Genomic DNA, 13,337 nt, shown 5'->3' with positions numbered 1-13,337 from the left:
TGCAAGATGTTTGACGTAGCGCACTCCACACGTAGAATGAGAACTATTCCCAAATAATCCAGCAAGCCAGCCTCCGGGTCAGCCAGCCGGTCATCCGTGGAGAATCCCGTGACCATTGCGGCAACCCCCGACGGCATCACCCATCTGTACCGTGAGCACCATGGCTGGCTGCATGGCTGGCTGCGGCACAAGCTGGGCTGCCCGGAACAGGCCGCCGATCTGGCGCACGACACCTTTGTGCGCTTGCTGCGCCCCGAGTCCGCCTTGCCCGGCCTGCGCGAGCCGCGCGCCTACCTCACCACCGTCGCGCGCGGCGTGTTGATCGACCACTGGCGCCGCCGTGACCTCGAACGTGCCTGGCTCGACACCCTGGCCGCCCTGCCCGAAGAACTCGCCCCGTCGCCCGAAGACAAGGCATTGGCACTCGAAGCGCTGATCCGCATCGACCACCTGCTCGACAGCCTCAAACCCAAGGTGCGCGAGGCTTTTCTGCTGGCGCAGATCGACGGCCTGCGCTATCGCGAAATCGGCGAGCGCCTGGGCGTGGGTGAGCGCATGGTCAAGAAGTACATCGCCCAGGCCATGCACGCCTGCCTGCTGGCCGACCTGATTCCCGCAGCATGAACGCCACCGGCCCCGACGAACACGCCGTGCTCGGCCAAGCTGCCGAGTGGTTCGCGGTGCTGCGCGACGACCGGGCCAGCGACACCGACCGCGACCGCTGGCGCGCATGGCTGGCTGCAAACCCCGCGCACCGGCGTGCCTGGCAACGCGTCGAGGCCATCAGCCAGCCCTTCGATCAACTCGGGCGCGTCACCGCCTCGTCCGAGGCCGCACGCTCGGCCATCACCGCTGCGCGGCGCCAGTCGCGCCGCCGCGCATTGGGAGGCCTGCTTGGCCTCACCGGCGTGGCGGTTGGTGCCGGCGTGCTGGGGCGGGCGCTGCTGCCGTGGCAAGCGTGGTGGTATCGGGCCGCCACCCATACCGCTTCACTGCGCACGACCGTGGGCGAAGTACGCACACTCACGCTGGAAGATGGCAGCGAACTCACGCTGGGCACGGCCACGGCCGTGGATCTGGCCTTCAACGCCGCCGAGCGCCGCATCCTGCTGCGCAGTGGGGAAATCTTCATCTCGTCGGCGAAAGACCCCGTCAGCCCACAGCGCGACCTGATGGTGGATACCGGCCATGGCCGTGTCACCGCGCTGGGCACGCGCTTTTCGGTCAGCAGCGGTACGCGACAGGCCAGCGTGGCAGTGTTTGACGGAGCAGTACGCGTGCAACCCGCACGCGGCGCCTGGCGTGAGCTTGCCGCCGGACAGCAGACGGATTTCGACGCCGACGGCAGCCAGCCGCCGAGCCACGCCGAAGCGGCGCGCGAAGCCTGGTCACGCGGCCTGCTGGTGGCCGATGACGTGCCGCTGGGCCGTTTCATCGCCGATCTGGCGCGCTATACGCCGATGCGCATCGAGGTGGCACCGGATGTGGCTGAGCTGCGTCTGGTGGGCGTATATCGCTTCGACCAACCCGCGCGCAATGTGCCGCAGATACTCATGGCGCTGGAACAGGCCTTGCCCGTGCGGGTTCGACAGAGCGATAGCGCCACGCTGCGCATTGCAGCGCGTTGAACAGCGCGATCAGGGCCGCCCGCTTTACTCGTCACTCACTTCAAGCTTTCGAGTTCCCTTTTCTTGCCGATGCTCGGCAAGCCGGATGAAGCACCACGAAATTCAACTTTTCATCCGGAGTCGTCATGTCGTCCCGCATCCATTCATCCCTGAGCGCGCCGCTGCGCCCGCGGCTGCTTGCACTGGCACTGCACGCAGCGCTGGTGGCCGTACCGCTGGCCGGTGTCGGCGTGCCAGCCAGCGCGCACGCACAGGCTGCCACCTTCACCTTCGATCTGCCTGCCGCTCCGCTATCCACCACGCTCACGCGCATTGCCGCGCAGGCCAATGCACGCTTCACCGCCGACGCAGCCCTGACGCGGGGCAAGAGCGCCGAGGCCCTCCGCGGCACCATGACACTCCAACAAGCGCTCGAACGCGCCCTCGCAGGCAGCGGCCTGCGCCACCGCGTCACCGCCGACGGCACGATCACCCTCGACCCGGCACCGCGTGCCGCCACGCAACTCAGCCCCGTGGTGGTCAGTGGCACCGGCGTGAATGAAAGCGCCTGGGGGCCGGTGCAAGGCTACGTCGCCAAACGCAGTGCCAGCAGCACCAAGACCGACACGCCGCTGATCGAGACGCCGCAATCGGTCTCTGTCGTCACCGGTGACGAGTTGCGCGACCGCCAGGCCGAAACGCTGTCGCAGGCGCTGAACTACACGCCCGGTTTCACCAGCCCCCCGACCAGCTTCAACCGCACCGCCGACCGCTTCCGCATCCGCGGGCTGGACGTGGAATCCGGCACCGCCGGCTCGCTGCGCGACGGGCTGCGCCTGCAGATCAACTCGTACGACGGCATTCAGGAGCCCTATGGCGTGGAGCGCGTCGAGGTGGTGCGCGGCGCGGCGTCGGTGCTGTACGGCCAGCTCTCGCCCGGCGGCATGGTGAACACCGTCAGCAAACGCCCCACCGACGTCCCCCAGCGCGAATTGGGCATCCAGCTTGGCGACCACGACCGCAAACAATTGATGGGCGACTTCAGCGGCCCGATTGCCGACTCGGACCTTTCATACCGCCTCACCATGCTGGTACGCGACAGCAACACGCCCCAGGACAAGATCAACGACGACCGCGTATACATCGCCCCGGCGCTGACCTGGAAGCCGAACACCGACACCTCTCTCACGCTGCTGTCGTATTACCAGAAGAGCAGCACGCGCTTTCCCGCGCCGCTGCCATATCAGCTCACCAAAGGCGTGGGCGACGGGCCGTTCTTCATCGGCCGCGACAAGTTCATCGGCGAGCCCGATTACGACCGCATGGACAGCGAATCCTTTGCGCTCGGCTACGAGTTCGAGCATGCCTTCAGCGACGACGTGAAAGTGCGCCACAAATTGCGCGCGTATGAGTCGGACCTCACGTTCCGGTACATGCAGATCGTGCCTGGCGTAGGCGACACCGCCGCCAGCACGGGCTTGCTCGCCCGCCGCTACAGCGATCGCCGTGACCGCGCGCGCGCCGTCACGGCCGACGTGAACGTCGAATCGAAATGGAACCTGCTCGGCATGGAGCACACCGTGCTCGTCGGTGTGGATGCCTACCGCACCGTGTACGACTCGGACAACTTCCGCGCCAACGTCAATCCGCCCTTCGACCTCAGCACCTATGCCTACGGCACGCCCGTCGTCGTCGACCGCTCTCCGGCCGCCAACCGCGGCTCGAAGATCACCACCGCCCAGAAAGGCGTCTACATCCAGGATCAGATCAATCTGGGCGATCACTGGACGGTACTGCTCGGCGGGCGACACGACTGGGTGACGCAGGATCAGACCGTGCATCGTACGGGCGGAAAATCCGACCAGGACAATTCCGCCACCACCTGGCGCGCCGGCCTGGTTTACAAGGCAGCCAACGGTCTGGCTCCGTATGCGAGCTACAGCGAATCCTTCTTTCCGGTGAGTGCGGCAGAGGCCGGCGGACAGCAGTTCAGCCCGACGCGCGGCAAACAGCATGAAATCGGCGTGCGCTATCAGCCCGAAGGCCGCAACCTGCTGCTCAGTGCAGCGCTGTTCAACCTCGTGCAAAGCGATGTGCTCAAGTTCGTCGGCACCGACCCCCGGCAAGTCGGCGAGATACGGTCACGCGGGCTTGAACTCGAAGCACGCGCCGAACTCACCCGGCAGCTTTCGATGGTCGCGTCGTATTCCTACATCGACGCCCGCATCACGCGCAGCACCGACGCGGCCGAAGTCGGCCAGCGCAGCGACGAAACGCCCTACCACCAGGCCGCCCTGTGGCTGGACTACAACTTCGCCAAATTCGGCCTGCCGCAGCTCGAAGCCGGCGTGGGCGCCCGATACAGAGGCACCTCGCGTGCCGCCGGCGTACCCAAGGGACTGCCCGCCTACACGCTGTTCGACGCCATGGCGCAATACCAGCTCGATGCCAACTGGGAGCTGGCCCTCAACGTCAGCAACCTCGCAAACAAAGACTACGTGTTCTGCGAGGCCGGCACCTGCCGCTACGGCGACGAACGGCGCATGACGGCCACGCTGAGCTACCACTGGTAAGCCGCGCAGGCCCGGCTTCGGTCGGGCCTGCCCTTCACCTCGCGCCCCGAAACACGCCATACTCCCTGCATACCAACCCGCAGGAATCCCTCTCATGGCCGAAGGCATCGCGCTCGTCCTCATCACCGCGCTGACCTACACCGGGCTGCTCGTCTTCCAGAAGCGCCGCAACGGCGTGCCGTGGGAACGCTTGTTCAAGAAGGGCGACCCGTGGTTTTTCCTGAACCTGCCGATTGCGCTGATCTGCGGGCTGGCGTTCGCCTCGCACGCTGCAAAACTGTTCGCTTGATTACATCGACTAACATTCATTAACGACCAAGCGGTAGTTAATGACGGGTGCGATTGGTATGCTCGTTGGAATCTCCTTCGCCGACGACGCCTACCTGAATGAACCGCCCTGCCCCCCATCCGGCCCCGCCCGCGGTACGCAAGCGTGTGCGTCTCGCCCCGGAGGTGCGACGCCAGCAAATTCTCGACGCCGCACTCATTGAATTCAGCGCGGTCGGTTTCGAGGGCGCCACCATGGATCGCATCGCGCAGCGCGTGGGCATCACCAAGGCCGGCCTGTACGCGCACTTCGAAGGCAAAGACGCCCTCTTCGAAGCGCTGCTCATCCGCAACATCTTCAATCAGACCGACAGGCCGCAGTGGCACTGGGCCGAAGGCCGCACCTTGGAAGATGTCGTGGATGGCTTTCTCGATGGCGCATATCGCATGGCGCGTGACCCGGGCGTGCAGGCCACCTTTCGCCTGCTGATCTCGGAAAGCGGACGCTCTCCGGAACGCACCCGCCGCTGGCACCGTGAAATTTTCCAGCCCTACAACGAGCAGCGCCAGAGCGAAATGGACGCCTGCGTGGCGCGCGGGCAATTGCCCGACTGCGCTGCCACACGCCGCTATTCAGTGCTGTCTTCCCCTAGCCTGCTGGCCATCATGAGCTACCTGATCCTCGGTACCGAGGAAGCCGCCGATAACGTGGCTGAAATCCGCCTGGCGCATCGTGAAATGCTGCTGACACTGCTCAAGCGCACGGAGAGCGCGCAATGAACGCCCATCCTCCTCGCCTGCCCCTGCGCTCGGTCGCAGCCGTGCTCACCGTCGCCGTACTGACGGGCTGTGCAACGGTCCGTCCCGACCCCGTCGCGTTACCGTTCAGCTTGCCAGAAGGCTTCAGCGCCGAAGGCATCGAAGCCCGCTACACCCCATCCGAACGCTGGTGGAGCGCCTTCGGCGACCCCCAACTCGACAGCTTCGTGGACGCGGCCTTGCTGAACAACCCCGGGCTGGCGCAGGCCATTGCACGCACGCGCATGGCCGAGGCACAGGCCCGCCTGCAAGGGGCCGACCGCCTGCCCGAGATCGGCATCGGCCTGGGGAGCACGCGCCAGCGCCAGAACATGCCGCTGCTCCCCGGTGCGGACAATGCCTCGGTGCTCAGCGCCACCCACAATGCCGCACTGGACGTGAGCTGGGAGCTCGACCTGTGGGGCCGATTGTCCGCGCTGTCTTCGGCCGCCCGGGCCGACTACCTGGCCAGCGGCGAACAGCTGCGCGCAATGCGCCAGTCAATGGCCGCTCAGGTGGTGCAGCTCTACCTCGACATCGTGCATGCACGCGCCCAGGTGGCGCTGTCCGAGCGCACAGTCAGCTCGCTGGCCGAAATACACCGCCAGATTGATAACCGCGTTCGTGTCGGCATCACTTCGCCGGCTGACGGCATGCTGGCCGAGGCCAACCTGGAATCGGCCCGCGCAGGGCTCGAGCAGCGCCAGGAAGCGCTGCAACGCAGCCTGCGCCAACTCGAGATACAGATGGGCCGCTATCCGGCCGGCACGCTGGCCACGGCCGAGCAACTGCCGCCGGTGCCCGCTGCGCCGCAAACCGGGCTGCCCGCCGAGCTGCTGGCACGCCGGCCCGACGTGCGCGCCGCCGAGTTGGGCCTGCTCAGCGCCGGCTACGAGCTGGGTGCAGCGCAGCGCTCGTTCCTGCCGTCGTTCTCCCTCACCGGCTCTGCCGGTTTCGCCGGCAGCGAGTTGTCGGAGCTGTTCAACAGCAGCAACCTGATCTGGTCGATTGCAGGGCGGCTGCTGCAACCGGTATTTCAGGGCGGGCGATTGGTGGCGCAGGTGGATATCGCCGAGGGTCAGCGCGACGAGGCGCTTGGCGCCTATGCGGAAACCGCGCTCACCGCCCTGTCTGAAGTCGAAACCGCGCTGGTGGTCGACAACCTGCTGCAACGTCAGGAGGCCGCGGCGGAGCGCTCTGCCCGCTCCGCCGAAGAGGCCGTGCGGGTGTCGTACAACCGCTACCTGCAAGGCATCGACCCGTTCCTCAATGTGCTCGAGAGCCAGCAGCGCGCGCTGGATGGGCGCAGCGCCCAGATCACCGCGCACCATGCGCGGCTCGAAAACCGCATCGCCCTGCACCTGGCGCTGGGCGGCGGCTTCGAAGAGACACCCGAGACGCTGGCGCCTCCCGCCGTTGCCCACCCCACTCAAACCGCCCCCTGACCGAGGCCTTTGCCATGCCCCGAAGCCGACTGCTCATCCTTGCCTTGCTCACTTTGCTGACCCTCGCTGCCTGCGGAAACGGCGACGAGAACGATGACGCCACATCCGACCAGGCCGATGCCACTGAATCCGCCGATGCCGCACAGAGCGGTCAGGGCGAACAGCCGGTCAGCATCCGGGTGGCGCCTGTCGAACGGCGCTCGCTGCAAGCGTGGGTGTACAGCCAAGGCACGGCGCGCTCACAGCAGCGCGAATTCCTCACCTTCACCCAGCAGGGGCAAGTCACCCATGTCGACGACGACCTGCGCATCGGCAGTCACGTCAAAGCGGGGCAGCTCATAGCGAATCAGGCACCGGAACGTCTGCAAGCCGAGTTGCGCGCCGCGCGGGCTGCCGTGGCCGAGGCCGAGGCCAACCTCGCCCTGTCGGAAGTGACCCGGAAGCGATACGAAACGCTGATCGAGCAGCAATCGGCCTCGCAGCAGGAACTCGACGAGGCCGTGGTGCAGGTGCAGCAATCCAAAGCCGCGCTCGACAGCGCCCGCGCCCAGGTTGAGCAAGCCAAAGTGGGGGTCGAGGAGTCCCGGCTGGTCTCGCCCATCGACGGCGTGCTGGCGCGGCTGAACATCGAACAAGGCCGCTATTTCTCCCCCAATGCCGTGCAGACCGCGACCGAGCAGGATGCCTTGCGCACCGTGCCGGCGCTGGTGATCGACCCCGACCGTTTCGAGATCCGGGTCGAACTGCCGTCCTACGATTTCCGTCAGGTGTCGGTCGGTGCCCGAGCCGTGGTCGGCGCCAACCCCCCGACCGAAGGCCAGCACGTAGACCCGGAGGGCCGCAAGGACAGTGTCGAAGGGCGTGTGCACGCCGTCAGCCCTTCGCTCGACCCCGGCACGCGGACGTTCGAAATCATCGTGCACGCCGAAGACGATGCCTCCGGCCTGCATGACGGCGAGTTCGTCGCGGTCTGGATTGCCGGCCCGCAAGAGGAGAATGCGCTGGCCGTGCCGCTGCGCGCACTGCGTTTCCGTAGTGACCAGACCTTCGTCTTCGTGCTCAACGAGGCCACCAACAAGGTCATCGAGCGTCGCGTCGAACTGGGCCAGCAATCGGGTGAATACCGCGCCGTCACGGAGGGGCTGGAAGAAGGCGAGCTGGTGGTCACCGAGGGCCGCGCGGCGCTGCGCGACGGGCAGTCGGTACGCGTGCTGCAAGGCAATCGGAGCGAACAATGAGCGAGCCCGTAGCGGAAACCCGACCGCCCGCGCCGGCAGAAGAGACACCGGAAGTCCGCGACGCCAACCGCTTCGCCCGCTTCTTCTTTCTGCAGCCGGTGTTCGGCATCCTGCTCGCCGCGACGCTGTCGCTCGGCGGCCTGATGGCCTACTCGCAACTGGTGAAGGAGGCGCTGCCCGACCTCGACATTCCGCAGGCCACCATCACCACCATGTGGCCCGGGGCCGACCCGCGCACCATGGAGGAGCAGGTCACCGATCACATTGAGGATGAGGTGACCACGCTGCAGGGCGTCAAGCGCGTGGACAGCGCCTCGTTCGACTCCTACTCCATCGTATCTGTGGAGTTCGAAGCTTCGGTCGACCCCATAGACGCCATGACGCGCCTGCGCGCTGCCGTGGCGGATGCCGAGGCCGAATTGCCTGCCGAGGTGGAACGCCCGGCCATCAATCAGGCCTCGGTGGACGACCGGCCCATCTTCACCTTCACCCTGCACGGCGACGGCAGCTCTGCCGCGATGAACCAGTTGGCGCGCCGCATTCGCGACACGCTCGAACGCGTTCCGGGCGTGAATGAAGTCGATATCGGCGGCGAGCGAGAAGAAATCGTGCAGATTCTGCTGCGCCCCGAGCGCATGCTGGCATTGGGGCTGTCGCCCTCCGCCATCCGCACCGCCGTACAGCAAGCCAACATCGAACAGCCATTCGGCGAAATCCGCAGTGACAGTATCGGCGCCGTGGTGCGTCTGGAGGGACGCTTCCGCCAAGTGGAAGATCTGCGCGCCCTGCCCATCGCACGCCTGGATGGCGTGCAAGCCGGGCGGGCCGTGCGGCTTGACGAGGTGGCCACGGTGCGGCGCATGCAGGAAACGGAGACCACCCGCGCCTTCTTCAGCGACCGGGGCTCGGACTTCGAGCCCTCGCTGGAGCTTGCCGTGCGCAAGTCGCCGGGCGCCGACACCGTGAACCTCGTGGCCTTGCTGCGCGACACGCTCGATCAGATGCGCAACGAAGGCAGTTGGCCAGCCGGGCTCGACTACACCGCCACGCAAGACGAAGCGGCGCAGATCTGGGACTCGCTCACCGATGTGTTCGGCAGCGCCCTGCAGACCATGCTCATCGTCTTCGTCATCCTGTTCATCACCATCGCGTGGCGCGAAGCGTTGGTGGCGGGCCTGTCGGTGCCGGTGACCTTTGCCGGCGTGCTGCTGGCCATTCTGCTGATGGGGTACTCGCTCAACGAGCTGGTGGTGATCGGCATGGTGATTGCGCTGGTGATGATCATCGACGTGTTCATCATCCTCATGGAAGGCGTGCACGACGAGATCTACAACCAGCGCAAGACCTTCGGCCAAGCCGTGCTGGCAACGGTGAAGCGCTACGCCATGCCCGCCTTCGCGGCGCAGATCACCACCATTCTGGCGCTGGTGCCGCTGATGTCGATCAGTGGTACCACCGGCGAATTCATTCGTGTACTGCCCACCACCACCGTGATCTGTCTGGTGCTGTCGTTCGTGGTCGCCATGCTGTGCTCCCTGCCACTGTCGCGCTTTCTGCTCGGGCGCCAGCGCGCACCCGAGAACCCGCAAGACCTCGGGCGCTCGGACCGCGTCACGCGCTGGGCCGTCGAAGGGCTTGAACGCTGGAACTTGCGACGTGTGGTCGCCAGCCGCAAGCAGGCGTGGGCTTGGGCGGCCGGCACGCTGGTGATGTTCGTGGTGGCGATGCTGGCCTTCACGCAAGCACGCGTCGAGCTGTTCCCGCCGGTGGATGGCGAACGTCTGGGCATCAACATCCAGCTTCCGCCCAACGTACAGTTGGAGCAATCCCAGCAATTGGCCGACGAGATCGGCGAAATCCTGCGCCAGAAGCCTTACTTCGAAAGCGTGGTCAAACTGGTGGGCCTGAAAAGCCCCTTTGCGGCCACGTCGATGGCCGCCAGCCTGCAGCCGAGCGAGGCGGAGAACTTCATCGGCTTCTCGGCCATCTTCCACCCGATCGAAGAGCGCGACGCCCAATCCTTCGAGCTGGCCGACGAGCTGCGCCGCGAATTGTCCGCGTATCTCGAGCAGCACGCGGCGGCGGCACAACTGCTGGTAGTCGCCGAGGGCGGCGGCCCCACCACTGGCGACCCCATCGAGATTCGACTCATCGGGCCTGACATGGACGAACTGCAACGTCTGTCGTACCAGGTGCAGGCATTGCTGTCCGACACCGCGGGTGTGGTGGATGTGCGAGACAACATCGGCATGCTGCAACCGCAGATCGCGTTGCGCCCCAACCGCGAGGCCGCCGATTTCTTCGGCATCACCCATGACGATCTGGCGGCGCAGCTGCGCATCGCATTCAGCTCGGACGAAGTGGGGCAGTTCGTCACCGAAGACGGCATCGACGACATCGACATCCGCATCGGTACCGAATGGCCCAGCCGCCCGGGCGAAGCCGGCGGCCCGCGCGACATCAACGAGCTCTCGCGCATTCGTGCCTTCACGCCGGACGGCCAATCCATTGCCATGAGCCAGCTCGCCGAGCCCGTGCCTTCCGAAGCGGCCATCGCCATCTCCCACGTCGATGGCGAGCGCGCCATCACTGTCATGGCCAAGAACGAAGGCCGCACGGTCACCGAAGTGATGGCGGAAGTCGGCCCGCGTCTGGCTGAGCTGGAGAGCGGCTGGCCCAACGACTACCGCAGCTCGATCGGCGGGGAGTCCGCCGACACGGCTGAAACTTTCGGCTCTGCCCTCATCGCACTGGTCGTCGCCATCGTGCTGGTGGTGGGCGTGCTGGTGATCGTGTTCTCGAGCTTCCGCCAGGCCTTCATCATCTTCATCACCATGCCGCTGGCGGTCATCGGCGCGGCATTGGGCTTCTGGGCGTTCGACATCACCTTCTCGTTCTTCGCCATGATCGGGCTGATCTCGCTGATCGGCATCGCCATCAACAACGGCATCATCATGGTCGACACCATGAACGCCTACTTGCGTGAAGGCTTGTCGATTGCCGAAGCCGCAGCGGCCGGCTCGGCCCGGCGCCTGCGCCCGCTGTTGTCCACGGCCGTCACCACCATCGTGGGGCTGATTCCGCTGACCATCAGCAACGCCTCTTACCGGCCGCTCACGCTGGTCATCATCTTCGGCTTGATCTCGGTGTCGGTCTTCGCGCTGTTCGTCGTGCCCGCCCTTTACCTGCTGCTTACACCCAAAGACGCAGGGCAGCCCAAGTCGCTCGACTGAGGCGCGGCCACACCCGCACCTCCTCTGCACCTAAAAAGAAAAAGCCCCTTGCCGGTTAACGCCGGCAAGGGGCTTCGGGGTGGCGGGCAAGGGAGGAGGAGTGCCCGCCCCCGACAGGCGTCAGACCAGCGTCACCGCCTCGCGCGGGTCGAAGTCGGACCAGTCGCCGTCTTCGATGTGCCCGCGGGCGTATTCCACTTCCACCGCGCCATATTGTTGCAGCGTGCGGATGGCCTGGGTTTTCGGGTCGTTCGAGTCGGAGTCGATGCGCACCGCCACATGCACGCCGGCGTGTCGCTCGGTGACTTTCAACGAATCGGAGGCGGACACCTCTTCGTCTGCTTGAGATTCGTGGTCGGTTTTCTTCATCGCGCCCGCCAGCGAGCCCGTGTAAGCACCGGCCGCGGTCGCGGCAACCAAGCCCGCCGGGCCGGCCAGCGGCACGGTGGCCAAACCCACCGCAGCGCCCGCCACCGCACCTGCGCCGCCACCGGCCACGGCGCCCTTGTCGGCGTCACGCGCGCCGGGCGATTCGTCCTGATCGCCGCCCACCGGAAACGTATCGTGCTGCCCTTGGGGAGCCACATAGAACAACGCAAGCGCATCCCGCTGGAACCCCGCACGCTGCAACGCTTCCAGAACCTGCTGCCCCTGATCCTGGGTCTCGAACCGTCCTGCAATGATCGTATTCATGGGAATCTCCTAGTAGCGTTTTACACAAGGCTGGACTCGGTCACGCGCAAATCATCACCACCGAAAGCGTAACAAGACCTCTGGTGCGGCGCCGGAAGGGGCTCTCGGCGCGATACGCGCTCGTGCTCAGCGCCCCGAAACGAATGAGGCCCCTGGCCCACGGCCTCTCTCCAAAGCGTCCCGGCGAAAAAACGGCCCGCCTTGATCGCTTGCGCGAGTTCGGCCGGGCCAAAACCTCCATGCAACTCATGACGAAGTCAGCGCCTCCGTCAGGCGCCCGGGCTCAGAAGCCGCGTTCGAAGTCGTGCACCTGCTTCTCGGCCTCGTCGCGTGCGATGCCGTAGCGCTCCTGCACCTTGCCGATGAGGTAATCGCGATGGCCGTCGGCAACGGTCAAGTCGTCGTCGGTCAACTTGCCCCATTGCTCCTTCATGCGGCCCTTGGCCTGTTTCCAGTTGCCTTTGATGATGTCTTCGTTGGTCATTACGCACTCCTTGGAGTTGAGTTTCGGTTGCCTTGTTTCGTCCCGACAAGGCAGACGGCAAAGCACGCCTTTGCCGTCGCGCCGCCACGCAATCGAGGTGGCGGCGCTACACGTCCTGCAATTGCCGTGCCCTGCCAGCCAAAACGCCCACCCAGGCCGCGTGGTGGCTGTAAACGAACGCGGCGCCAAGGGCCGCAAAAGCCATTGACGCCGCAACTTGCCGTGCCAAACCCGGGGGTCGGCGCAGCCTTAAACGCTTTAGCGAGCCATGCCGCCCGCGCCCCCGGAGCCGCTGGTGCCGCCGCGCGCTGCCGGGACATCGGTGCCGGTGCCACCATTCGGGGCAGCCGGGCCATTGCCTTGGCGGCCCTTGGTGGTATCACTTTCGCCACCGGTGCGGTCGGTGCCAGTACCCGCGCCTGCGCCTGCGCCGCTGGAGCTGGTGTCCGTGCCGCGCTGCCCTTCCATTGACTGCCCGGCAGCACCGGCAGGGGCATTCGGCGTCTGGGTCTGCCCCTCACGCTGGCGCTGTTCCTGACCGTACGTGCCACCCGGACGCTGCATACCCGCAGCACCCATCGTGCCTTTGGTTCCATCAGCCGTGCCTGTCGCGGTGGTACCAGCCGCCTGAGCAACTTGCATGGGCGCCTTTTCGCCCGCCGCGTGAACTTGAGTCCCCACCGAGAGCGCAAGCAAGAGACTGCTTCCGAACACCGTAGCCATGCGGCTTACCGTCATCTTCGTTCTCATCAATTGCTCCTTCTTTTTGTTTGAAACAGCGCGGAAACTTCCGCATCACCACCGCAGCAAGGGCTATGCCTGCGGCCTGCCTGCAGAGCGAAACCGGCCGCTTGCACGCCTATTCAGGACTCTCCCCTGATCCGTCAGTTCCGCCTCGCCTCGTCTCAAGACGTTGCGCCATGTAGTCCTTACGCGTCGGCTGCAGTTTTTACCCGAGCGACGGTGCGCGCCCTTCCGTAATTTCCCGATCGGGCGGGA

At 65.9% G+C, this 13,337-nt stretch carries 11 protein-coding genes; 8 read left to right on the top strand and 3 right to left on the bottom strand.

Annotation, left to right across the window (positions count from 1 at the left end; translation table 11 throughout):
- Positions 1-108: 108 nt before the first annotated feature.
- The 8 genes from AC6H0W_RS13805 (at position 109) to AC6H0W_RS13770 (ending at position 11,161) form a co-directional block, all read left to right on the top strand.
- Positions 109-624: a sigma-70 family RNA polymerase sigma factor gene (locus AC6H0W_RS13805; protein ID WP_497577760.1), complete on the top strand. Its 516-nt coding sequence runs from the start codon at positions 109-111 to the stop codon at positions 622-624.
- A complete protein-coding gene (locus tag AC6H0W_RS13800; RefSeq protein WP_497577759.1) occupies positions 621-1,628 on the top strand; it encodes a FecR domain-containing protein in 1,008 nt (335 codons plus the stop codon). The genes AC6H0W_RS13805 and AC6H0W_RS13800 overlap by 4 nt, the downstream gene beginning before the upstream one ends.
- Before the next feature lie 125 nt (positions 1,629-1,753).
- On the top strand, positions 1,754-4,180 hold the full coding sequence (locus AC6H0W_RS13795; RefSeq protein WP_497577758.1) for a TonB-dependent siderophore receptor: 2,427 nt from the start codon (positions 1,754-1,756) through the stop codon (positions 4,178-4,180).
- 94 nt (positions 4,181-4,274) lie between these two features.
- On the top strand, positions 4,275-4,469 hold the full coding sequence (locus AC6H0W_RS13790; RefSeq protein WP_497577757.1) for a hypothetical protein: 195 nt from the start codon (positions 4,275-4,277) through the stop codon (positions 4,467-4,469).
- 98 nt (positions 4,470-4,567) lie between these two features.
- Positions 4,568-5,227 (top strand): TetR family transcriptional regulator, encoded by a 660-nt coding sequence (locus tag AC6H0W_RS13785; RefSeq protein WP_497577756.1) that lies wholly within the window; start codon positions 4,568-4,570, stop codon positions 5,225-5,227.
- Positions 5,224-6,690: an efflux transporter outer membrane subunit gene (locus AC6H0W_RS13780; protein WP_497577755.1), complete on the top strand. Its 1,467-nt coding sequence runs from the start codon at positions 5,224-5,226 to the stop codon at positions 6,688-6,690. Before AC6H0W_RS13785 ends, AC6H0W_RS13780 begins: the two co-directional genes overlap by 4 nt.
- Before the next feature lie 14 nt (positions 6,691-6,704).
- A complete protein-coding gene (locus tag AC6H0W_RS13775; protein ID WP_497577754.1) occupies positions 6,705-7,928 on the top strand; it encodes an efflux RND transporter periplasmic adaptor subunit in 1,224 nt (407 codons plus the stop codon).
- Entirely contained in the window at positions 7,925-11,161 is a 3,237-nt protein-coding gene (locus AC6H0W_RS13770) for an efflux RND transporter permease subunit (RefSeq protein WP_497577753.1), read from the top strand. Before AC6H0W_RS13775 ends, AC6H0W_RS13770 begins: the two co-directional genes overlap by 4 nt.
- 120 nt (positions 11,162-11,281) lie before the next feature.
- Here the strand turns inward: AC6H0W_RS13770 and AC6H0W_RS13765 are convergent, their stop codons facing one another.
- The 3 genes from AC6H0W_RS13765 to AC6H0W_RS13755 all read right to left on the bottom strand — a co-directional run bounded on the left by AC6H0W_RS13765 (position 11,282) and on the right by AC6H0W_RS13755 (position 13,088).
- Positions 11,282-11,854: a hypothetical protein gene (locus tag AC6H0W_RS13765; protein WP_497577752.1), complete on the bottom strand. Its 573-nt coding sequence runs from the start codon at positions 11,852-11,854 to the stop codon at positions 11,282-11,284.
- A gap of 283 nt (positions 11,855-12,137) precedes the next feature.
- Entirely contained in the window at positions 12,138-12,338 is a 201-nt protein-coding gene (locus tag AC6H0W_RS13760; RefSeq protein WP_497577751.1) for a CsbD family protein, read from the bottom strand.
- A gap of 258 nt (positions 12,339-12,596) precedes the next feature.
- A complete protein-coding gene (locus tag AC6H0W_RS13755; RefSeq protein ID WP_497577750.1) occupies positions 12,597-13,088 on the bottom strand; it encodes a hypothetical protein in 492 nt (163 codons plus the stop codon).
- Positions 13,089-13,337: the final 249 nt, after the last annotated feature.

The sequence above is a fragment of the Pseudazoarcus sp. NS20 genome, assembly GCF_059703745.1.
The sequence above is the reverse complement of the archived record's forward strand: the minus strand, read 5'-3'. Positions and strand labels throughout refer to the sequence as shown.